The 20,721-nt window shown below is 73.3% G+C and carries 15 protein-coding genes, 1 pseudogene and 1 riboswitch; of the genes and pseudogenes, 8 read left to right on the top strand and 8 right to left on the bottom strand.

Annotated elements, in window-relative coordinates; all coding sequences use genetic code 11:
• Positions 1 to 15 precede the first annotated feature (15 nt).
• A complete protein-coding gene (locus ACH4E7_RS26475; RefSeq protein WP_396251536.1) occupies positions 16 to 1,374 on the bottom strand; it encodes an NAD(P)/FAD-dependent oxidoreductase in 1,359 nt (452 codons plus the stop codon).
• Between the two features lie 161 nt (positions 1,375 to 1,535).
• Between ACH4E7_RS26475 and ACH4E7_RS26470 the strand changes: the two genes are divergently transcribed.
• The 3 genes from ACH4E7_RS26470 (at position 1,536) to ACH4E7_RS26460 (ending at position 3,257) form a co-directional block, all read left to right on the top strand.
• Positions 1,536 to 2,291, top strand: a complete 756-nt coding sequence (locus ACH4E7_RS26470) for a HipA family kinase (protein ID WP_396251561.1) — start codon at positions 1,536 to 1,538, stop codon at positions 2,289 to 2,291.
• On the top strand, positions 2,288 to 2,704 hold the full coding sequence (locus tag ACH4E7_RS26465) for a DUF3037 domain-containing protein (RefSeq protein WP_396251535.1): 417 nt from the start codon (positions 2,288 to 2,290) through the stop codon (positions 2,702 to 2,704). The genes ACH4E7_RS26470 and ACH4E7_RS26465 overlap by 4 nt, the downstream gene beginning before the upstream one ends.
• Positions 2,705 to 2,798: 94 nt before the next feature.
• Positions 2,799 to 3,257: a MarR family transcriptional regulator gene (locus ACH4E7_RS26460; protein WP_355675195.1), complete on the top strand. Its 459-nt coding sequence runs from the start codon at positions 2,799 to 2,801 to the stop codon at positions 3,255 to 3,257.
• A gap of 22 nt (positions 3,258 to 3,279) precedes the next feature.
• Here the strand turns inward: ACH4E7_RS26460 and ACH4E7_RS26455 are convergent, their stop codons facing one another.
• Complete coding sequence (locus ACH4E7_RS26455; protein ID WP_396251534.1) at positions 3,280 to 5,430, bottom strand: HelD family protein; 2,151 nt, start codon at positions 5,428 to 5,430, stop codon at positions 3,280 to 3,282.
• Positions 5,431 to 5,539: 109 nt separating this feature from the next.
• Between ACH4E7_RS26455 and purB the strand changes: the two genes are divergently transcribed.
• On the top strand, positions 5,540 to 6,979 hold the full coding sequence (gene purB, locus ACH4E7_RS26450; RefSeq protein WP_396251533.1) for an adenylosuccinate lyase: 1,440 nt from the start codon (positions 5,540 to 5,542) through the stop codon (positions 6,977 to 6,979).
• Between the two features lie 25 nt (positions 6,980 to 7,004).
• On the opposite strand, the gene ACH4E7_RS26445 is transcribed toward purB, so the two are convergent.
• On the bottom strand, positions 7,005 to 8,540 hold the full coding sequence (locus ACH4E7_RS26445; protein ID WP_396251532.1) for an MFS transporter: 1,536 nt from the start codon (positions 8,538 to 8,540) through the stop codon (positions 7,005 to 7,007).
• A gap of 312 nt (positions 8,541 to 8,852) precedes the next feature.
• A riboswitch (cyclic di-AMP (ydaO/yuaA leader) is annotated at positions 8,853 to 9,031 on the top strand.
• 2 nt (positions 9,032 to 9,033) lie between these two features.
• Here ACH4E7_RS26445 and ACH4E7_RS26440 point away from each other — a divergent pair.
• Positions 9,034 to 10,020: a peptidoglycan DD-metalloendopeptidase family protein gene (locus ACH4E7_RS26440; RefSeq protein ID WP_396251531.1), complete on the top strand. Its 987-nt coding sequence runs from the start codon at positions 9,034 to 9,036 to the stop codon at positions 10,018 to 10,020.
• 455 nt (positions 10,021 to 10,475) lie between these two features.
• Positions 10,476 to 11,260 (top strand): annotated as a pseudogene (locus ACH4E7_RS26435) (hypothetical protein).
• Between the two features lie 12 nt (positions 11,261 to 11,272).
• On the opposite strand, the gene ACH4E7_RS26430 reads toward ACH4E7_RS26435, so the two are convergent.
• Positions 11,273 to 11,992 carry a DUF2470 domain-containing protein gene (locus ACH4E7_RS26430; protein ID WP_396251530.1) on the bottom strand — a complete coding sequence of 240 codons (720 nt, stop codon included), beginning with the start codon at positions 11,990 to 11,992 and terminating at the stop codon, positions 11,273 to 11,275.
• Between the two features lie 457 nt (positions 11,993 to 12,449).
• On the opposite strand from ACH4E7_RS26430, the gene ACH4E7_RS26425 reads away from it, so the two are divergent.
• Complete coding sequence (locus ACH4E7_RS26425; protein ID WP_396251529.1) at positions 12,450 to 14,036, top strand: alpha-amylase family glycosyl hydrolase; 1,587 nt, start codon at positions 12,450 to 12,452, stop codon at positions 14,034 to 14,036.
• 274 nt (positions 14,037 to 14,310) lie between these two features.
• Here ACH4E7_RS26425 and ACH4E7_RS26420 read toward each other — a convergent pair whose 3' ends face one another.
• Positions 14,311 to 15,096, bottom strand: coding sequence for a (2Fe-2S)-binding protein (locus ACH4E7_RS26420; protein ID WP_396251528.1), 786 nt, complete (start codon positions 15,094 to 15,096; stop codon positions 14,311 to 14,313).
• Positions 15,097 to 15,697: 601 nt separating this feature from the next.
• A complete protein-coding gene (locus ACH4E7_RS26415) occupies positions 15,698 to 17,281 on the bottom strand; it encodes a purple acid phosphatase family protein (protein ID WP_396251527.1) in 1,584 nt (527 codons plus the stop codon).
• Between the two features lie 47 nt (positions 17,282 to 17,328).
• Between ACH4E7_RS26415 and ACH4E7_RS26410 the strand changes: the two genes are divergently transcribed.
• Positions 17,329 to 17,652, top strand: coding sequence for a hypothetical protein (locus ACH4E7_RS26410; RefSeq protein WP_396251526.1), 324 nt, complete (start codon positions 17,329 to 17,331; stop codon positions 17,650 to 17,652).
• Positions 17,653 to 17,849: 197 nt separating this feature from the next.
• Here ACH4E7_RS26410 and ACH4E7_RS26405 read toward each other — a convergent pair whose 3' ends face one another.
• Positions 17,850 to 19,565 carry a peptide-N4-asparagine amidase gene (locus ACH4E7_RS26405; protein WP_396251525.1) on the bottom strand — a complete coding sequence of 572 codons (1,716 nt, stop codon included), beginning with the start codon at positions 19,563 to 19,565 and terminating at the stop codon, positions 17,850 to 17,852.
• 172 nt (positions 19,566 to 19,737) lie between these two features.
• On the bottom strand, positions 19,738 to 20,640 hold the full coding sequence (locus ACH4E7_RS26400; RefSeq protein ID WP_396251524.1) for a LysR family transcriptional regulator: 903 nt from the start codon (positions 20,638 to 20,640) through the stop codon (positions 19,738 to 19,740).
• Positions 20,641 to 20,721 lie beyond the last annotated feature (81 nt).

The following is a 20,721-nucleotide window of genomic DNA, read 5'->3' as shown; positions in this document are numbered from 1 at the left end:
GGTGTGCCGCCGTGGTCAGCCCTTGGCGAGCAGGGACTGGGCGTGGGCCCTGACCTGATCCTTCGTCAGATAGGCGTCGGTGTACTCGAAGTCCTGCAGTCGGGCGGGCTGGCGGGCCAGGAATCCGGTGCGGACGAAGTCGTCCCCGGCGGTCGCGTTGAGCAGCCAGTTCGCACTCACCCGGAACTTGGCGGCGTTGGTGCGCATCGCCATCAGGTGGTAGCCGCGGGCCACCAACTGGGCCGGGATGCCGTGCAGTTCGACGCCGACCGGCTTGGAGACCGCGTCCTTGCCGCCGAGGTCGACCACCAGGCCCAGGTCCTTGTGGTAGTACGGCTCCAGCGGCTGGTTGCGGAGCGAGGCGATCACGTTGTCGGCCGCCGCGCGGCCCTGCCGGGCGGAGTGCTGGGCGGTGGGCGGGCAGACCGCGCCGTCGCCCTTGGCGAGGTCCGGGACGGCGGCCGCGTCGCCCAGCGCGAACACGCCCTCGAACTGCGGCACCCGCATCTCCGCCGTCACGGCGAGCCGGCCGCGGACCGTCTCCGCGTCCAGGGTGCCGATCAGCGGACTCGCCGCCACGCCGGCGGTCCAGATCAGGGTGCGGCAGGGGAGCGCCCGGCCGTCGGTGAACTTGACCGACTCGGCGCCGACTTCGGCCACCGAGACGCCAAGTGACACCTCGATGCCGCGGTTGCGCAGCACCTCCAGGGCGGCGGTGCCGAGCACGTCGCCGAGCTCGGGCATGAGCTTGGGGGCGATGTCGATCAGGTGCCACTTGATCTGCCGGGCGTCCAGCCGCGGGTAGCGGCGGGCGGCGGCGGTGGTGAGGCGCTGCAGGCAGGCGGCCGTCTCGGTGCCCGCGTAGCCGCCGCCGACCACCACGAACTGCAGCCGGGACTCACGCTCCCGCTGGTCCAAGGTGGCCGAGGCCAGGTCGAGTTGGGCGATCACGTGGTCACGGACATAGGTCGCCTCGGCGAGCGTCTTCATCCCGCGGGCGTAGTCGGTCAGGCCCGGGATGTCGAAGGTGCGGGTGATACTGCCGGGGGCGAGCACCAGGATGTCGTACTTCCGCGCGACCACCTCGTCGGTGATCTTGCGGACGACGCAGACCTTGGAGGCCGGGTCCACCCCGATGGCACCGCCGGGGACGATGTGGGTGCGGCGCAGGGACCGGCGCAGGGAGACGGCCACGGACTGCGGGGTGAGGACGCCGGCGGCGACGTGGGGGAGGAGGGGGAGGTACAGCTGGTAGCTGAACGGTGTGACCAGCGTGATCTCGGCCTCCGAGGGCGAGAGCTTGCGTTCGAGGCGGCGGGCGCACTCCAGGCCGGCGAAGCCACCGCCCACGATCAGGATCCGAGGTCGTTCCATCGCTCATCCCTTTGTCGTACTGGTCGTACCGTGAGGGGCCCCATTGCTGTCCGCCACACTCGCACGGAGCAGCGGAGGCTGCCACCGGGGGCGGGCGGCTGAGTGAGCGGGGAGCGGCTCGGGTCGTGAGGAGGGGCGTGGGCACCGATAAGCTGTCGAGCGTGCTCCCCGAGGTGACGGCGGTCCGGTATGTGACGCCACTGCGAGAAGGCGGCTCGATGCCGGGCCTGGTCGAGGCCGACGACCGGCGGCTGTACGCGCTGAAATGGGTCGGCGCGGCGCAGGGCCGCAAGGCCTTGGTGGCGGAGGTGCTGGCCGGGGAGTTGGGCCGGCGGCTCGGGCTGCCGGTGCCGGAGCTGGTGACCGTCGACCTGGACCCGGTGCTCGCGCGCAGCGAGCCGGACCACCAGATCCAGGACCAGATGCGGGCCAGTGGCGGCACCAACCTGGGGATGGCCTTCGTCAGCGGCGCGCTCAACTTCGATCCGCTCTGCTTCGACGTGGACCCCGAACTCGCCGGTCAGGTGCTCTGGTTCGACGCGCTGATCGGCAATGTCGACCGCTCCTGGCGCAACCCCAACCTGCTGGTGGCGATCGGTGGGTTGCGGCTGATCGACCACGGCGCGAGCCTGATCTTCCACCACAACTGGGCGGGCGCCGGCGCCTGGGCGCGCCGCCCGTACGACGCCTCCGACCACGCGCTGCTGCGCGCCCGGCCGGACCTGGCGGCGGCGGACAAGGTGCTGGCGCCGCTCGCGGAGGCGGCGATCGAGGCGGCCGTGGCGCAGATCCCCGAGGTCTGGCTGCTGGACGAGTTCGGCTTCGACTCGCCCGAGGAGGTCCGCGCCGCCTACCGTGCCCAGCTGACCGAGCGACTGGCCGGTCCGCGCGACTGGCTGCCGGAGGTGCCCGCATGACCGAGCCGCTGTCGGCCGCGCTGCCGGCCGTCGTCGAGCTGTACGACTACGAGTACGCCGTGATCCGCGCGGTGCCGCGGGTCGAGCGGGGCGAGTGCGTCAACGTCGGGGTGCTGCTGTACTGCCGGCAGAGCGCGCACCTGGCGGCGCGGACGCACCTGGACCAGGCCCGGCTGCTGGCGCTGGACCCGGTGGCGGACGTGCAGGGGGTGCGGCGGGCGCTGCAGGGGATCGAGGCGGTCTGCCTGGGCGGGCCGCAGGCCGGTCCGGCGGCCTCGGACAGCCCCGGGCAGCGGTTCCGCTGGCTGACCGCGCCGCGCAGTGCGATCGTCCAACCGGGGCCGGTGCACACCGGACTGACCGCGGACCCGGAGACGGAGCTGCGGCGGCTGTTCGACCAGCTGGTGCTCTGATCCTGCTGCGGATGGCGGTACTGTGAGGCGGCTCGCCGACGGTTGCCGTGGTCAAAGCTTGAGTTACTGAAGCACTCGGTCGTACGCTGGCCCCATGGGTTCGACCTCGACGACGACCGTACCGACCAACGCCGAGCTGATGGAGGCGTTGGCCGCCGTCGGCGCCGCGTATTTCCAGGACTTCGCGGCGGCCGCGGCCCGGCACGGGCTCTCCTCCTCGCAGGCGAAGGCGCTGGGCGCGGTCCAGGAACCGGTGCCGATGCGGGCGCTGGCCGGGCGGCTGGGCTGCGACGCGTCGAACGTGACCGGGATAGTGGACCGGCTGGAGTCGCTGGGTCTGGCCAACCGTGAGGCGGCGGCCGGTGACCGCCGGGTGAAGATCGTGGTGATCACGGACGAGGGTCGGGAGATCCTGAACCGTATCCGGGGCGAGATGAGCCGCACCCACCAGGCCTTCGAGGCGATGACCGACGAGCAGCGGGTCGCCCTCCACTCGATCTGTGCGCAGGTCCTGCCGGTGCTGGCCGGCCGGACGGGCGGCGTGCAGCAGTAGCGGGCCGCCCGCCCGGCGCCGCTCAGGGCGTCTCGGGTGACAGCGCCTCGGCCAGCTCCGGCGGCAGCGGTCGGTGGTGCAGCAGGGTGAGCGTGCGGGTGGCACGGGTGAGCGCGACGTAGCGCTCCCGCGGGCTGAGGTCCGCGGGCTCGACCACCACGACGTGGTCGAACTCCAGGCCCTTGGCCGCCGTGACCGTCAGCGCGCCCAGCGCCGGTGCCAGCGCATCCGGCGCGATGACGCCCAAGGTGCCGCCCGGCATGGGCAGTTCGGCCAGCGCGGCGGCGAAGTCGCGGTCTTGGATGAGGACGGCGCGCGGCCGTTCGGTGCCCGGGCGGACGGACTCGGGCGGCTGCTGGTCGGGTGCGGCGGTGCGCAGTACGGCGGCGGCGAGGGCCATGATCGGCTCCGGCGTACGGTAGTTGACGGTGAGCCGCTCCTCGCGCCAGCGGCCGGGCAGGTGAGGGTCGAGCATCTCGGCCCAACTGCGGGCACCGGCGGGGGACCCGGTCTGGGCGAGGTCGCCGACGACGGTGAGCGAGTTGGTCGGGATGCGGCGCAGCACGGTGCGCCAGGCCATCGCGGAGAGCTCCTGCGCCTCGTCCACCACGACGTGGCCGTAGGCCCAGGTGCGGTCGGCGCCGGCTCGTTCGGCGGTGGAGCGGTACGGGCCGTCGTCCTGGAAGCGTTCGGCCAGTGCGGCGGCGTCGAGCAGGGCGTCGTCGGTCTGCCCGGTGATGGTCAACACGCCCTGGGCGAAGTCGAGTTCATCCGGGTCGTGGTCGGAATCGGGCTCGGTGGCCGAGTGGGGTCCGCCGAGCAGTTCGGCGGCCTCGTCCAACAGCGGGACATCCTCGACCGTCCAGGGGGAGTCGGCCGGGCGGAGCAGGGCGTCGGCGTGCTCGGGGGCGACCTCGGCGAGCAACTCCCGGTCGGTGAGCAGTCGTTGGAGCAGCTGCTGGGGGGTGAGGGCCGGCCAGAGCGGGTCGAGCGCGGCGTGGACGTCCTCGCGGGCCCACAGCTCGCGCGGGGCATAGTGCGCCTCCTCCTCGTCGTACGGGCGGCCGAGGGCGAGCGCCTGGGCGATGGCGAGGGCGTCCAGCAGGGTGCGCAGGTAGAACGCCCGGGCCCGGTTGTGCGGTACCCGCAGGCCGCGCGCGGCGTCCCGGGCCTCGGCGCAGGCGCGGGCGGAGACCCGCAACCCCTCGCCCAGGTCGAGGCCTTCGGCGGGGGCCGACTGGTGGGCGGCGACGGCACGGCGGAGCACCTCGGTCATCCAGGGTCCGCCCTTGGCGAAGGCGGCGGCGGGGGTGTCGCCGAGGGCCGTGGTGACGTCGGGGAACAGATCGCCGACCGTGCGCAGCACCACCTCGGTCTCGCCCAGGGCGGGCAGTACCTCCTCGATGTACCGGAGGAAGCCCGGGTTGGGGCCGATGACCAGCACGCCCCGGCGCTCCAGTGCGGCCCGGTGGGTGAACAGCAGGTAGGCGGCGCGGTGCAGTGCGGCGAGCGTCTTGCCGGTGCCGGGGCCGCCCTGGACGACCAGGGCGCCGGGCAGCGGGGAGCGGATCACCCGGTCCTGCTCGGCCTGGATGGTGGCGACGGCGGCGCCCATCCGGCCGGTGTGCTCGCGGGCGAGGGCGGCGAGCAGGGCGGCCTCGCCGACCAGGGTGCGCCGGCCGGACTCGTCCAGTGCGGCGAGGTCGAGCGCCTCGTCGTCCAGCCCGGTGAGGGTGCGGCCCGCGGTGTGCAGATGGCGGCGGCGCAGCACGGCACCCGGGTTGGCGGGGGTGGCGGTGTAGAACGGCCGGGCGGCGGGGGCGCGCCAGTCGAGCAGCAGCGGCTCGTAGCGCTCGTCGACCAGGCCGACGCGGCCGATGTAGTGGACGGTGCCGTCGCGCTGGTCGAGCCGGCCGAAGCAGAGGCCGCGCTCCACGGCGTCGAGTCGGGCGGCGCGCCGGGCGGCCTCGCGGGCGCGCACCTCACGTTCCAGCCGGGCCTGGTGGGTGCCGCCGGCGCCCGCGCCGTCGCGGGCGCCGTCCCGGGTGCGGCGGGCCTGCTCCCGGACGGTGTCCAGGCGGGCGTAGAGCCGGTCGAGGTGGACCTGTTCGGTGCGCAGCGCCTCGGCAAGGGCGCCGCTGGAGCTCCATGTACTCGCTGGCGTTCCGTTCATTGCTGTGGTATCCTTGCCGCGAGAAGTTTATTTGGTGTCACCTGACGGGCGTTCAATCGGCGCAGCCTACCCCATCCGCCGACGTCCGGCGTGACCTCGGCTGTTAGGCTTGCGAAGCGTGAGCGCGAAGCCCCAGATCCCCAATGTCCTGGCCTCCCGGTACGCCTCGGCGACCCTGGCCCAGCTGTGGTCCCCCGAGCACAAGGTGGTCCTTGAGCGCCACCTGTGGCTCGCCGTCCTGAAGGCCCAGCAGGACCTCGGTGTCGAGGTGCCGGCCAACGCCGTCGCCGACTACGAGCGGGTGATCGACCAGGTCGACCTCGGCTCGATCGCCGCCCGTGAGCGGATCACCCGCCACGATGTGAAGGCCCGGATCGAGGAGTTCAGCGACCTCGCCGGCCACGAGCAGATCCACAAGGGCATGACCTCCCGGGATCTGACCGAGAACGTCGAGCAGCTGCAGATCCGCCAGTCCCTGGAGCACGTGCGCGACCGCACGGTGGCCGTCCTGGTGCGCCTGGCCCGGCTCGCCGCCCAGCACTCCGAGCTGGTCATGGCCGGCCGCTCGCACAACGTGGCCGCGCAGGCCACCACGCTGGGCAAGCGCTTCGCGTCGATCGCCGACGAGCTGCTGGTCGCCTTCCGCCGTCTGGAGGAGCTGATCGCCCGCTACCCGCTGCGCGGGATCAAGGGCCCGGTCGGCACCGCCCAGGACATGCTGGACCTGCTCGGTGGCGACACCCAGAAGCTGGCCGAGCTGGAGCGCCGGGTCGCCGGCCACCTCGGCTTCGACAACGTGCTGACCAGCGTCGGCCAGGTCTACCCGCGCTCGCTGGACTTCGAGGTGCTCACCGCCCTCGTCCAGCTGGCCGCCGCGCCGTCCAGCCTGGCCAAGACCATCCGCCTGATGGCCGGTCACGAGCTGGTGACGGAGGGCTTCAAGGAGGGCCAGGTCGGCTCCTCCGCGATGCCGCACAAGATGAACACCCGCTCCTGCGAGCGCGTCAACGGCCTGGCCGTGATCCTGCGCGGCTACGCCTCGATGACCGGTGAGCTGGCCGGCGACCAGTGGAACGAGGGCGACGTCTCCTGCTCGGTGGTGCGCCGGGTCGCGCTGCCGGACGCCTTCTTCGCCTTCGACGGCCTGCTGGAGACCTTCCTGACCGTCCTGGACGAGTTCGGCGCCTTCCCGGCCGTGATCGAGGCCGAGCTGGACCGCTACCTGCCGTTCCTGGCCACCACCAAGGTGCTGATGGGCGCGGTGCGCGCGGGCGTCGGCCGGGAGACCGGGCACGAGGTCATCAAGGAGCACGCCGTCGCCTCCGCGCTGGCGATGCGCGCGGGCGCCCGCGAGAACGAGCTGCTGGACCGGCTGGCCGCCGACGAGCGGATCCCGCTGGACCGGGCCGCGCTGGACGCGCTGCTGGCCGACAGGCTGTCGTTCACCGGTGCGGCCGGGGCGCAGGTCGCCGAGGTGGTCCGCCAGGTGGAGACCGTCGCGGCGGCCTACCCGGAGGCGGCCAAGTACGCGCCGGCCGACATCCTCTAGGAGAGCGGCATTCCCTGACGATCGGTCAACTCTCCGAGGGCCCTGCCGCCGTTCCGGTGGCGGGGCCCTCGTGCGTCCGGGCGTGTCCGGGGTCGAGCGGCGGGGTGGTGGTGGCGCAGGGCCAGTCGCAGTTCGGCTCGGCCACCGGGTGCTCCTCGGGGGCGAGCACATTGCCCCGGACGGTGGCGAAGGCGATCAGCCCGCCGGCGGCCAGCAGACCCGCGCAGATCAGCATCGCGGTGTGGAAGGCGGAGTCCACCGAGGACGGCACCCGGTAGGCGTCGCCGCTCAGCCCGGCCAGCGCCGGGAGGGCGGCCACCGCGAGCAGGCCGGCCGCGCGGGCGGCGGCGTTGTTGACGCCGCTGGCGATGCCCGCGTGCCGTACCTCGACGGCGGCCAGAACCGTCGCGGTCAGCGGCGCGACCAGCAGGGTCATCCCGCTGCCCATCACGGCGACGGCGGGCAGCACGTCCGCCCCGTAGGAGGAGCCGGGGCCGATGCGCAGCATCAGCAGCACCCCGGTGGCGCACAGCAGCGGGCCGACCGTGAGCGGGATACGGGGGCCGATCCGCTTGCCGAGGCGCCCGGCGCGCGCCGAGAACGTCAGCATCAGCACGGTGATCGGCACCAGGGCGAAGCCCGAGGCCAGCGGGGAGAAGCCGGAGACGATCTGCAGCTGCACCACCAGCAGGAAGAACACCCCGCTGAAGGCCGCGTAGACGCAGAGGGTGACCAGGTTCACGGCGGTGAACAGCCGGGAGGAGAACAGCCCGAGCGGCAGCATCGGTTCGGGCGTGCGGCGCTCGACGGCGACGAAGGCGGCGCCGAGCAGCAGGCCGATCGCGCCGGTGAGCCAGACGGCGGGGGACAGACCCTCCCCGGCGGCGGTGAGCGCGTAGGTGATCGCGCCGAGGGTGAGCGCGGCGAGCAGTGCGCCGGGCACGTCGAAGCGGCCGGAGGCGGACTCGTCGCGGCTCTCCGGGACGTACCGGGAGGTCACGGCGACCACGGCGGCGGCCAGCGGCAGGTTCAGCAGGAAGATCCAGCGCCAGCCGGGGCCGTCCACCAGCCAGCCGCCGAGGAACGGGCCGACGGCGGCGGAGACCCCGCCGAGGCCGGACCACAGGCCCACCGCCGCCGAGCGGTCGTCAGGATGGAAGACCGCCTGGAGCATGGCGAGCGAGCCGGGGGTGAGCAGTGCCCCGCCGATGCCCTGGACGGCGCGGGCCACGATCAGCACTTCGATGTTCGGGGCGGCGGCGCAGGCCGCGGAGGCGGCGGCGAACCAGACCACGCCGATCAGGAAGACCCGGCGCCTTCCGTACCGGTCGCCGAGCGCGCCACCGAGCAGGATCAGGCCCGCCAGGGTGAGCAGATAGGCGTTCAGCGTCCATTGCAGGGACGCCAGGGAGGCGCCGAGGTCGGCGCCGATCCGGGGCAGGGCGACGTTCACCACGGTGCCGTCGAGCATCGCCATGCTGGAGCCGAGCACGGTTGCCAGGAGTACCCAGCGACCCTGCGCGGTGCCCAGGCGCAAGGTGCCGGCTGTTGAGGTGGCCACGGCCCGATCCTGCTCCCGGCGGGGCGTACGTGACAAGGGTCACCGCGTGGCGCGTCCGTGGCGAGCGGTGCGTGAGCGCACGGTCGCGCTGGGGCGTGGAGATCGGCACAGGGTCGTGGATCAGTGGCGCTCGGTGAATGGATTGTGTACGCACCGTGCGGCGGGTCATGCGGAGGGTCACCACCCTCCGGGGGGATGTCGCCGGTTCAAGAGATCGACATTGCTTCACCCGAACGGATGGGTTTTAGTTCAGCGACCGCCCGGCCAGCCCGGGTGGATCCACCGGGTGGAACGCCGAGTCCTGCCGCTGCCCGATGGTTCGAACTGAGCTCTGTACGGCAGGAGCGGGGGACCCACAGGTAAGTCGCCGGTCCGGAGTTCGCGCTTCTCAGCGCGAACGTCCAGGACCGGCTTGGGGTGAAGCCGCGCATGCGGCCGGGCAACTCCAGCCCGAACCCGACAGCTCACCTCGCAGGCGTCGGAGAGGAAATCCATGCCTGCTCAGGCCCGTCGTATCGCCCTGCCCCGCGCCGCCCGCTTCGGCATCGGCATCGCCGTCACCGGTGCCTCCTTCGCCCTGCCGCTCGTGACCGCGATGGGCGCCCAGGCGCACACCGCCCCGGGTGCGCCGGCCGCCTCGGTCGCGCAGCACACCGCCGCCGCGGAGGCCAAGCCGGCCGTTCCGGCCGCCGCGTTCGATAGCTACCGGGTCGTCAGCGGCGACACCCTGACCACGATCGCCGACGCCAAGCAGGTCGAGGGCGGCTGGCACGCGCTGTACGAGCGGAACCGCTCGGTGGTCGGCGCCAACCCGGACCTGATCTTCCCGGGCCAGCAGCTCTCGCTCGCGGCGGACGCCGCCAAGCCGGCAGCTCCGGCCGCCCCGGCCAAGCCGGCCGCCCCGGTCACCCAGAGCGCCGCCGCGGCCGCGGACACCCAGCTGCAGGTCAAGACCGAGGCCGCCAAGCCGGGCGCCCAGCTCCAGACCCAGGTGCAGAGCGCCGCCCCGGCCAAGCCGGCCGCCCCGGCCCCGGTCGCCCCGGCCAAGCCGGCCGCCCCGGTCGCCGCCACCTCCGGCTACGTCGCCCCGCTGGCCAACCCGGTGCTGGGCGAGGCGTACGGCGTGGCCGGCTCGATGTGGGCCTCCGGCCACCACACCGGCCAGGACTTCGTCGCCTCCACCGGCACCCCGCTGCGCGCGGTCGCCAACGGTGTCGTGGTGAAGGCCGGCAACGGCGGCGCCTACGGCAACGAGGTCGAGATCAAGCTCGCCGACGGCAAGTACGCGCAGTACGCGCACCTGTCGGTGATCGGCGTGAAGGTCGGTCAGACCGTCACCGTCGGCCAGCGGCTCGGCCTCTCCGGCGCCACCGGCAACGTGACCGGCCCGCACCTGCACTTCGAGATCCGTACCGGTCCGGAGTACGGCTCGGACATCAACCCGGTCGCCTACCTGCGGGCGCACGGCGTCGCGCTCTGACCCTGCGCTGACCGCGGGTTTCAGGAACCACCGCTGTTGCGGGGCGAATCGACCGCCCGGGATGGTCATGTCGGGTGACCGCTCGACCGGGTGATCGCCGCATCAGTGGACATGGGCGCGGGACACGCCCAAGGCCGGCCCGGCTTCGCGAGGATTCCTCGCGAAGCCGGGCCGGCCGCTGCCGTTTCCGGCTCCGGGCGTGTTCGAGCGGTCGAACCTGGCGTCAACTCCTGCTGCCTTTGGCGAGATTCGTCGTCTTTCGGGTGCGGCCCCGGTCGCGCGATGCTGTCGGGCAGTCACCGCCCAGCCCTTCTCCGGCGGGCGGACGGGTGTGGGCGGACGGGTGTGGGCGGACGAGGAGGCCGGATGGCGGTCGGGAGCGGGGATGCGGTCGGGGAGCGGGCCGGGTCGACCGGCTGAAGGCGGGCTCGGTGGGCCTGACGGGCGTGGTGTTCATGGCGATCGCCACCGCCGCACCGATCACCGCGATGACCGGGAACCTGCCGATCGTGATCGGGCAGGGCAACGGGGTCGGCGCGCCCGCCGCGTACATCGTGGCGACCGTGGTGCTCACGGTGTTCTCGGTCGGGTACGTGGCGATGGCCCGGCACATCACGGCGGCCGGGGCGTTCTACGGGTACGTCTCGCACGGGCTGGGCAGGGTCGCCGGGATGGCCTCCGGGCTGCTCGCGGTCATGGCGTACATCGTCTTCGAGGCCTCGACGCGATCGGGCGGGAGGGCTTCCTGCACCCGGCGCTCGGCCGCACCCACCCGCGGCACGGCTCGCCGTACGTCGCCTCGGTGGTGCAGTCGGTGATCGCGGCCGGGCTGGTGCTGGCGTTCCTGGCGGCGGGGATGGACCCGTACGTTCATCTGTACACGCTGTTGGCGCTGTTGGGGACGATGGCGATCCTCGTCGTGCAGACGCTCTGCTCCTTCGCGGTGGTCGGATACTTCCATGTGCGGGGCAGACACCCCGAGACCGCGCACTGGTGCCGGACGCTGGTCGCGCCGTTGGTGGGCGGGGTGGCGATGGCCGGGGTGGTGGCGCTGCTGGTGGTCAACGAGGACGCGGCGGCCGGGGCGGCTTCGGGCACCCTGCTGTTCCGGCTGATCCCGTACCTGGTGATCGGGGTGTTCCTGGGCTGGATCGGGCTGGCGCTGGCGATGCGGCGCTGGCGGCCGGAGCGGTACGCGCGGATGGGGCGGATCGTGCTGGAGGAGGCCGTGGAGCGCTGAGCCGGAGGCCGGTCAGCCCCGGTGGACCGGCAGGCCGAGTTCGGCGGCGGCCAGCAGCTCGTGCATCCGGTGGCCGAAGTCCTCGGTGTCGGCGGCGGGTTCGGGGAAGACCAGGCGGACGTCGCGGTGACCGTGTCGGTGGTCCAGGCGCAGCACCAGGCCGTAGCGGTCCAGGGCGAGCGGGCGGATGTCCGGATGCCCGGCGAGCAGGGCCGGGTCGAGCAGCCGGGTGAGCAGGTCGATGGCGTCGGCGTGCTCGTCGGCCAGGTGGGTGAGCAGCGCGGCCTCGTGCCGGGCCAGCGGGTCGGGGGCGACGAGGGCGAGATCGTCGGCGGTGAGCGCGCCGGTGCCGTACGGGGTGGCGAGGACGGCGTGGGCGACGTCCACGCGCAGGTGGACGCTGAGGCCGTCGTCGGCGAGGTGGGCCAGGTGCAGTCGGCCGGCCAGGGTGAGGCGGCCGCGGATCCGGTCGCGGACGGCGACCGGGGAGACGTCGGTGACGTCGACGACCACGGCCAGGCCTTCGGTGGCGCCGGCGGCGGCCGCGGTGAGCGGGGCGTCCAGCGGGGCGCGCAGGCGCAGCCGGGAGCCGTGCACGGAGACCGGGGTGTCCAGGTCGTGGTGCTCGCCGAGGGCGCGGACGGTGAGCGAGGAGGTCGTGCTGAGCAGGCTGTGGACCCGTTCGGCGGTGGTGGGCTCGGGCACCTCGGCGTCGCCGCTGCGCTCGCTCATGCGCCCACCTCTTCCCCAGCCTCCGGCCGGGGGTACCCCCACCGCTCGGCAGGGGCGTTCGCCCACGCGCACCTTTGATGGATTCGCTCGCTGCGATCGCTCATGAACGGACCTCCCGATAGTTAGGTGAGCCTAACCTAATGTTCGTGTCGGGGTGTGGCAAGTGGGCCGCCCGGGCGGCTCGGGTGATGGCGGCCCGGGCGGCCTACCCCGCGCCGGATGTGACGGATCATCTGGATCGGTGTGCGCGGGGACTGACGTGGTGCCGCCGGAGGCGGTCGTGGCGAGGTGCTGGGCGGAGATCACCCGGTGGGCCGGGGTTTTCACGGAGGCGTCGGCGTCGTAGCGTGGCGGCCGGGATCGGACGAGAATCGTCGGCACCCGGCTCGGCCCGGGCGAGCCCGACCCCTCGGCCCCGGCCCGTACGGCCCCCGGACCCGGTAGGAGGACCCACCCCATGACCTCGACCCGCCCCGGCCCGGACTGGCTGGCCGACGCCGTCCTCTACCAGATCTATCCGCAGACCTTCGCCGACTCCGACGGTGACGGCATCGGAGACTTCGCCGGCATCACCGAGCACCTCGACCACCTCGTCTGGCTCGGCGTGAACACCGTCTGGTTGAACCCCTGCTTCGCCTCGCCGTTCCGCGACGCGGGCTACGACGTCACCGACTACTTCACCCCCGCGCCGCGTTACGGCCGCACCGAGGACCTGGTCGCGCTGGTCGAGGCGGCGCGCCGTCGGGGCATCCGGATCCTGCTGGACCTGGTCGCCGGGCACACCTCCGACCGCCACCCCTGGTTCCTGGCCGCCGCCGAGGACCCGTCCGACCACCGCTACATCTGGTCCGACCGGCGGGTGGACGGCTTCGTCGCCTCGCCCGGCAGTCGCCCCGGCTGGTACCGGCCGAACTTCTTCGACTGTCAGCCGGCGCTCAACTTCGGCTATGCGCAGAGCAGTTCAGCGGAGCCATGGCGCCAGCCGGTGGACGCCGAGGGCCCGCGCGCCAACCGGGCGGCGTTGCGCGGGATCATGGCGCACTGGCTCGGCCTCGGCGTGGCCGGGTTCCGGGTGGACATGGCGTACTCGCTGGTCAAGGACGACCCGGGCAAGGTCGAGACCGCCAAGGTCTGGACCGAGCTGCGCGACTGGCTCGACCGCACCCACCCGGGGGCCGCGCTGCTCGCCGAGTGGGGCGAGCCCGCCGCCGCCGTCGCGGCCGGGTTCCACGCGGACTTCTTCCTGCACTTCGGCGGGAACGACGACGGTCTACCCCTGCGGTCGCTCTGGAACAACAACGCCGGGACGGTGGAGGAGTTCTGGCAGCAGGGCCCGTGCTACTTCGAGGCCGAGGGGCGCGGCACCCCGCAGCCCTTCCTGGACGCCTGGCGCTCGGCCGCCGAGCTGACCGAGGGCGACGGGCACATCGTGCTGCCCACCGCCAACCACGACTTCTCCCGGCTGGCCACCGGCCCGCGCGGCGGCGAGCAACTCGCCCCCGCCTTCGCCTTCCTGTTCACCTGGCCGACCCTGCCCGCGGTCTACTACGGCGACGAGATCGGCATGCGCTACCTGCCCGGACTGCCGGACGTCGAGGGCAGTGTGCTCGGGCCGCGCTACAACCGGGCCGGCTCGCGGACCCCGATGCAGTGGACGCCCGGTCCTGCCGCCGGTTTCTCCAGCGGGCCGCCCGAGCGGTTCTACCTGCCGCTGGACCCGGACCCGCAGCGCCCGGACGTGCTCTCCCAGCGCGCCGACCCCACCTCGCTGCTGCACACCGTCCGGCGGCTGATCGCGCTGCGCCGGGCGCACCCGGGGCTGGGCGCGTCCGGCGGGGTGGAGGTGCGCAACGCCGGGTACCCGCTGGTGTACACCCGGTCCGGGCGGTACCTGGTGGCGGTCAACCCGCGGCGGGAGCCGGGGGCGGTGCGGCTGGTGGACGGCGAGCGCGTGGTGCGGCCGCTGGAGGCGCAGGGCGTGCGGGTGGCGGACGGCGAGCTTCGGGCGGACGGCTTCTCGTACGGGGTGTTCGAGCTGGGCTGATCCGGGCCCGGCGTGTCGTCCTGAGCGTTCCGGGGTCGGCCCGGCTTTCGATCGACGTCGGATGGTTGTAGGCCGCATCCACAGGTGGTTGCATTTGCCATCTGTATTGGTTGCATTCACCACCTTGACCGAGAAGTCGCTTCACCCGGCGCCAGGGGCATCGGCGCCGGGTGGGGGCCGGCGGCCCGCGCCTGGCCTTGGACACGTCGGGCGCGGGCTGTGAAGCGGTTCATGCTGTCCGGATGTCAGTGGTGTGAGGTCTCAACGGTCTTGCTCAGCGGTCTCGCTTCCCGGGGGTCGGTGGTCGGGTGAAGCAGCAGTCCCCGCAGAGTCCGGCGCCTGGCCCGAGCCGGTAGTAGAGGCAGCAGCTGGTGCGTCGGAAGGCCGTGCCGTGCGGGCCGGTGCGCAGCGTGCCGGATCCGGCGAGCGGTGGGCGGTCCAGCAGCTCCGCGACCAACTCCCGACCGGCGGCCGGCGCATGGGCGTCCAGCACCCGTAGGGTTCCGGCGAGGGCGGAGGCGGCGTTGTCGAGCAGCAGGCGGGCGGAGAGCGGGACGGCGGCTCGGACCGCCGCTGCCAGCGGTTCCAACTGGCCCAGCAGGACGGCCTGATGGAGCTGATCGGCGAGACTCGCGGTGGTGACGGCGGCCGGCTCCGACTCGGACTCCGGCTCCGGCGGGGTCCAGAGGTCGATCGGGCCCTGGTCGGGGATCCGCACCCAGGCGTGCTCCAGGGTCGGGACCGCCCCCAGGAGGACGGCCGAGCCGAGGCCCACCGACCAGAAGCGGGCGGCCAGCCCGAGGTGCAGGATCGAAGCCGCGACCCGGGGTTCGGCGGTGCCCAGTCGCTGTGCCACCACCCGGATCCGGGCGGCGAGCGGCGCGTCCGTCCCGGTGCCGTACAGCTCCGGCAGCGGTCGGAAGCCGGGCGGCGGGGTTCCCTCCGGGGAGGTGCCGAGTGCGAAGTACGGGCCGACGGCGGCGAGTCGGCCGTAGTCGGCGCGCCGGTCGGCAGGGCGGTGGTCGTCGGGTCGGCGGTGGTCGTCGGGCGCGGGGTTCAACGGCCCTCCCCGGTACGGTCGTTGAACCCCACGCCACGCTCGGTCGGCCCGGCTGCGGTCGGGCGGCGGTGCAGGGGCATCGAGGCGGGCCTCCAGGGGCGCGGTCGGACACCGATCATGGGCATGAACGGTACCGCCGCGCCCCGGCTGCCCGGCACCGCCGCGTCGGGCGTGCACCGATTCTGCTCCCAGGGTCGCCGACCAGGCCTCCCGCCTCGGAGGGGAGTCGCCTCCCTCGCTGGGAGGAGCCCGCCTCCCCCGGGAGAGCTGCCCGTAGTCGGCTGTGTGCGCACCGACTCCCAGCCCGGCCCTGTCCGGTCCCGGCGAGGGCTCGCCGCCGTCGCCGCCCTCCTGCCGCTGGCGCCGGCTCCGGAGGCACCGGCCTGGCCGGCCTCACGGCCTGGGCGGCCGCCCACGGCGGCACTGTGACCTCGGGCCCGACCAGCCCGTCCGGCTGGCGGGTGGTCTGCATGCTGCCCGGGCGGCTGGTGGCGTTGGCCGGGAAGGTCGGCCGGGAAGGTCGGTCGGCCGCGGGGGAGGCGGCGGCGTCATGCACGGCCGGCGCAACCGGACAGGGGCGTCCGGCGGCCCGGCGGAGGCCTCAACGCTCGCGACTGCCACCCCGGGCACCGCGCGGGCGGGTCAGGGTGAAGCGGTCGACCGGGACGAGGTCGCCGTACGGGCCGCTGACGGAGTAGTACGTCACGTCGATCGTCGTGTCGCCGCCGTGCTCGCCCGGGTCGACGTCGAAGGAGGCGAAGCCGTAGGGGTTGTCGGCGTCGCGGACGGCGGACCAGGGGGCGTCCTCGATCACGTAGACCGGGGGCCGCTTGCCGGTGGCCTTGTCGACCGGGCCGACGCCGGCGATGACGCGGGCCTTGGCGGGGCTGAAGAAGAGGTGGTTGGAGGGGGCGGAGGTGCCGCCGCCGCCGATGACCATGTGGACGGTGCCCCGGGTGGTGTCGACGGTCTCGGTGTCGGTGGCGACCGGGATCGGGGTGCGGGTGTCGGTCGGCTGCTGGCCGCGGATCGGGTGCGAGCGCTCGTAGTGGTGCTCGTGGCCGCAGACCACCAGGTCGACGCCGTACTCGTCGAACAGCGGCACCCAGGTCTCGCGGATGCCGAGGTCGGCGCCGTTGAACTTGTCGGCGGTGGAGATCACCACCTGGTGCATGCAGACCACGATCCAGTCGATCCCCGGGTCCGCGTTGGCGGCGATCAACTCGCGCTCCAGCCAGCGCTGCTGGGCTCCGCCGGAGTAGCCGTGGACGTAGGAGTTGCCGCCGTCCTGGTAGGCGACGTCGTCGTTGTTGAGGCTGATGACCCGGACCGAGCCGGCCGTGAACGCGTACCAGAGGCCGTGCACTTCGTCGTCGGAGCCGGCGTCCGGCAGGTCGAAGTAGGCCTGGTAGGCGCCGTAGCCGATCGGGCCGTTGCCGCGCTCGTTCTCGTGGTTGCCGGCCGCGGGCATCCAGGGGCGGTGACGGGCCGAGCGGGTGTTGTTCTCGAACCAGTCGGACCAGGTGCGGACCCGGTCGGTGGCGAGATTGGCGTAGCAGAGGTCGCCGTTGACCAGGTGGAACAGCGGGGCGACCAGCTCGACCCCGGCGGTGGTGTCGCCCGCGACCGGGCTGCCGAGGTTGTCGTTGGCGTAGCCGTTGGCGGTCTGCTTGCCGAGGGTGGGGGTGCCCTGGTCGCCGAAGCTGGTGAAGGTGAAGGCGGCCCGGCCGCGCGGGGCGGTGCGGACGGTGCCGAGCTCGGGGGTGGCGCCGTCGTGGACGGCGGCGTAGACGTAGTCGGTGTCGGGGTGCAGGTCGGTGAGCCTGGCGTGGTGCACCTGGACCTCGGTGCCGGAGGCGGCGTCCCGGTAGGTGCGGGTCTCGGCCCGCTCGCTGCGGCCGAAGCCGCCGTGCGAAGTCCCGTACATCACCCGGGGGTTGGAGACTGACTTGATGGTGTGCCAGGAGACCGTGACCTCGCGCGAGGCGTCCGAGCCGAACTGCAGGTGCAGTCCGGCCACCCGCGGGGCGCCGGAGCGGTCCGGCCGCTCCCACAACAGCGGGGAGGCGACGGCGGGGGTGGGGGCGATGCCGGAGAGGGAGACGGCGCCGCCGAGGCCGAGGCCGGTCGCCCCGGCCAGGAGCCCGCGCCTGCTGACGGGGGGACGTCCACTGGAAGCCTTCATGGCGGCCAGCCTCACCGGACGGAGGTGAACCGCGCCGGATCCTCGGCGTGAACTTTCCCGCGCGTCGGCCGGACGCCCTGGGGCCAACGGCCGAACTGTGGCTGGACGTGCCGGACGCGCAGGACGTGCTGGAGCCGGCGGCCGAACTGCGGCCGGACGTCGCGCTGGTGGGCATCCGGACGCCGAGGCTGGACGGGCTGGAGGTGACCCGGCGGATGTCCGGCTGGTGTGCCTGGGAGCGGGGCTACCCGGTGCCGCAGTGGCCCGGTTCATGCGCAGAGCGCGTCCACGGAGCCGAGGGGATGCTCCGTGGACGCGCGGAACCTGCGAGGTGGGGGTGGCTTCCGGACGTTGTGTCCTCCAGCCGGTAGTTCGATCGTCGACCGAGGTAGTGCCCAGCGGCAGACCCTGATCCGTCTCGATCTGTCGCCACTGCCTCCTGCGGTCGAACTTCCTTCAGCTACCTCGCAGGTCCATCTCCCATCATGCGCCTCCTACGCCGCGTGCACCAGGGGTGAAAGGCTCGAATTCGGGCAAATTTCGCAAGTCTGGAGGCCTCGGTCGGGCGCTACCAGCCGTCCACGAAGCTCAGCGTCCGGTGGTACGGCCCCTCCGGCCCGGTGCTGCGGTAGTCCTCGGTGCTGCTGCCGGTCCGTACGGTGCGGTCCCCGTCGTGGCGCTGGGCGGTGGGCCGCAGGGTGTGGTCCACGGTGGAACGCTCGGTGACGTGGCCGCCGGTGGCCGTGGTGGCCTCGCGGTGGTAGCCGAGGTCCATCGCGGTGCGCTGATCGGTGTTCCCGGCCGCGTCGTGGGTCACCTTGTACGTGACGTCCAGCGGCTCGCCCTCGTGCACGGTGGTGGTGCGGTGCGGTCCGCCGCCCCAGGTGGCGGTGGTGCGGGTGAGGTCGGTGCCGTTGTGCAGGGTTACGTCGTTGCCGCTGTCGCGCAGTTGCTGGGCGGAGCTGAAGGCGAGGTCGTCGCGGACCTCGGTGGTGATCCGGCCGTGCGAGGTCTGTACCCAGCCCCGGGCGAGGTCGTGCCGGGCGGCGGTGACGGTCCAGTCGCCGCTGCCGCCGCCGTGGTCGGTGAGCTCGGTGCCCACGGTGGCCTCGGGGGCGACCCGGTAGTCGGTGAGCCGCCCGGAGGTGCGGTCGGTGCCGTGGTCGACCTCGGCGAACAGGTTGACCTGGCCGGTCCAGACGTCGTTGCTCTGCGCCTCGCTCGCGTTGACCGTGATGCCGACGGTGTGCGGGCGCCCGTCCAACAGCAGACCGACGTACGGGGTGAGGTCGAGCCGGTAGGCGGGCAGGTCGAAGCCGAAGATGCCGGGGATCGGCCGCCACAGCAGCGGGTCCCAGCCGCCGGTGTAGATCACCGGGTAGGGCCAGACCGCGCCGGCCACCCGGCCGTCCACGGTGAGCCGCAGCTCGCGGAACGGGCCCTTGCCGCAGGCGCCGATCGAGGGGTTGGCGGCGACGAAGGCGTCCGGCGCGGAGGCGTAGGCGAACTCCTCGCAGGCACCGCCGCCCCGGGCGTAGACCTCGGCGGTCAGCCGCTCCAGGTTCTGCGGGAAGGTGAGCTCGCGACCGGCGGTCGGGGCGGCCTGGGTGAGTGCGAACGGGCCGGTGGTGAGCAGCCGGTCGGCGCCGGAGGCGGCGGGCCAGCGGTCGTTCGCGGTGTAGAAGGTCAGGCTCGCCGTGATCTTGTAGACGCCGGTGTAGGTGGCGTCGGTGACATTGGCGAGGTCGAAGGAGAAGGGCTGCGGCCCGGCCGTGAACAGCGGGGCGTAGCGGGTGAGGTCGCGTTCGACGTTCCACTGGATGCCGTCCTTGGAGGGCTCCGGGGTGGAGGAGAGCAGGACCTGCACGCCGCCGACGCGGACGCTGAAGATCCGGTCGAACTGCCGCCCGGCGACCTGCCCGTGGAGGTCCATGACCACCGCCGACCAGGGCCCGGCGCAGTCGGCGGGCGGGGTGAGGGTGGTGGTGTAGGGGGTGTCGGGCGGGTTGCCGTACCCGTTGCGGAACTCGCGCTCGTGCATCACCTCGACGGTGCAGGAGCGGGTGTCGGGGCGGGTGAGCGGCTTGGTGGCGGTGACCGGGTCGTGGTAGTCGGTGCCGAAGTCGGCGTGGGCGGGCCCGGCGGCGATGAGGGTGCCGGCGAGGGTCAGGACGGCTGCGCCGACTAAGCGGGCGGCGCGGCGCAGGACGGTGCGGCGGGCGGCGGTGCCGCCGGCGTCGGCGCGGCGGGCGTCGGTGCGGCGGAGCAGCGAGCGCAGGGCCAAGGCGGATCCCCGGGGTCGGGCGGCCCGTCGGCGCGCGACGGGCCGGGTGGGTGATCCGGGCATCCTTTCGGCGGTGGCATGTGAGCGTCAAGAGCTGCCGCGGAGGCTTCTCGTGGGGCGCCCACGGCTCCTCCGGTGCTCGTGCGGCTCCTCCATGCCGCCGCTGGTGCTCCTACAGCTCTTCCAGTGCCGCCGCCTCCTGCCGGATCAGGTTGCGCAGCACCGACAGCGGCGGGCGCCGGTCGTCCGTCCGCCACTGCATCTCCAGCGGCAGGGTGGCCCGGCCCTCCAGCCGTACGGTGGCCACGTCCTCGGTGAGGTGGCCGGTCATCGAGCCGGGCACCAGTGAGAAGGCGCGGTTGCGGGCGAGCAGGTAGAGCCGGGAGCCGACGATCCGCGGCGGGCTGACCAGCACCGGCGGGTCGATGCCGTGTTCCGCGCACAGGCCGAGCACGTGGTCGTAGTAGCGGGGGTGCTGTTCGCGCGGCCACAACAGCAGCGGCAGGTCACGCAGTTCGGCCAGCCGCAGACCGGTCCGGCCGGCCAGCGGGTGATCCCGGCCGAGGGCGACCCGTACCGGCTCGTCGGCGATCCGCTCCAGCCGGTAGCCGGGCACGTCCTCCAGGAACCGGCCGAGGCCGATGTCGGCGAGTTCCGCGGCCAGCGTGGTGGACACCTGCCCGGTGTCGACGGCGAGTTCGGCGGTGGTGAGCGCGGGCAGCTCCTGCTCGGCCCGGCTGACCACGGCGGGCAGCAGCCGGTTCACCACGCTAGGGGAGGCGACGATCCGGGCCGTCCCGAGCCGGGACTCCTCGTGCAGCCGGACCCGGGTGAGCAGCGCGTCAGCCTGCTTGAGCAGTCGGGTGCTCTCGGCGGCCATCACCTCGCCCGCCCCGGTCAGGGCGACGGAGCGGCGGCTGCGGTCGAACAGCTCGACGCCGACGGTCCGCTCCAGCCGGGCGACCTCCTGGCTGACCGTCGGCTGTGAGATGTGCAGCCGTTCGGCGGCCCGGCCGAAATGCAGCGTCTCGGCGACGGCCAGGAAGACCTCCAGCTGACGCAAGGTGAAACCCATGCCGGTCAGTCTAGTACGAACTGATAGGTGAAAGGCTATCAGAAGCCCCAGGAGTCATTCTGGATTCCGATGTGAACCGTC

Source organism: Kitasatospora sp. NPDC018058 (assembly GCF_044327205.1).
Taxonomy (GTDB): Bacteria; Actinomycetota; Actinomycetes; order Streptomycetales; family Streptomycetaceae; genus Kitasatospora.
This window is presented reverse-complemented; position numbering and strand designations above follow the sequence as displayed.